The sequence below is a fragment of the Corynebacterium sp. BF-R-2 genome (assembly GCF_024586525.1).
Taxonomy (GTDB): Bacteria; Actinomycetota; Actinomycetes; order Mycobacteriales; family Mycobacteriaceae; genus Corynebacterium; species Corynebacterium singulare.
Map to the genome: position 1 here is coordinate 1 of NZ_JAMFTP010000034.1, position 1105 is coordinate 1105.

1 protein-coding gene is annotated in these 1105 nt (G+C 56.7%); it reads left to right on the forward strand.

The window, feature by feature from the left end:
- A partial coding sequence (locus tag M5J09_RS13155; protein ID WP_257158162.1) for an ISL3 family transposase occupies positions 1–1092 on the forward strand: 1092 nt, incomplete at its 5' end.
- Between the last annotated feature and the right edge of the window lie 13 nt (positions 1093–1105).

Below are 1105 nucleotides of genomic sequence, written 5' to 3' on the forward strand. Positions count from 1 at the left end.
CACGTAACAGTCCCCAGATTCTTGTGCACAGCCACGTCGTGCCCAAGGAAGATCTTCCAGGCTTCCTTGGCTTGCGCGGATGACGGCTCCAAGCTGACTTATCGGGTCACCCGCTGGATCTTGCAGCGTCTTGCTATTGATCGGATGAGTGTGTCAGCTACCGCCAAAGCACTCGGTGTGGGATGGGACCTGGTCAACCAAGTCGCGCTGGATGCCTGCCGCCAGCTTGTCTACGGCGACCCCTGTCACCTAGACGGGGTTCGCATCCTCGGAGTCGATGAACATGTATGGAAACACACCCGCAAACCAGGTCAGCCATCAAACCTGGTGACCATACTTGTTGACCTCACCCCGCTGGTAGACGGGCGTGGTCCTGCCCGCTTGTTAGACATGCGACCAGGACGCTCCGCAGACGTGCTCAGCGGGTGGCTGAAAGAGCGCGACCCCAGCTTCCGGGAGCAGATACAGGTAGTAACAATGGACGGGTTCACCGGTTATGCCACCGCAGTCGAAGAACAACTACCACAGGCGAATAAAGTCATGGACCCTTTCCATGTGGTGCATCTAGCAGCCGACAAACTCACCACATGCCGACAACGACTCCAACGTGAGACCACCGGGCGCCGCGGACGCAAAGATGACCCACTATACAAGCACCGGCGCACCCTGTTAACCAGGACGAACTATCTCACCGAGCGGCAAAAGCAACGCTTAGAAATGTTGTGGGCCACCGATGACGACTACGTGGCCCTAGAAGTAACGTGGCTGCTCTACCAAGACATGATCGCAGCGTACGCGCATCCGAAGAAATCGGAAGGCAAAAAGCTCATGGAACGCATCATCCACACCCTGCGTAAAGGATTACCGAAAGGCTTAGAAGAGCTCGCCCAACTGGGCCGCACCCTGTGGCGAAGACGCAAAGATGTGCTCGCCTACTTTGAAATCGGCGCCTCCAACGGCCCCGTCGAGGCAATCAACGGCCGACTCGAGCACCTACGCGGCATCGCCTTAGGATTTAAAAACCTCAACCACTACATCTTGCGATGCCTAATCCACTCCGGACAGCTACAGGACAAAATCAACGCACTCTAAAACCGGAAGGGCC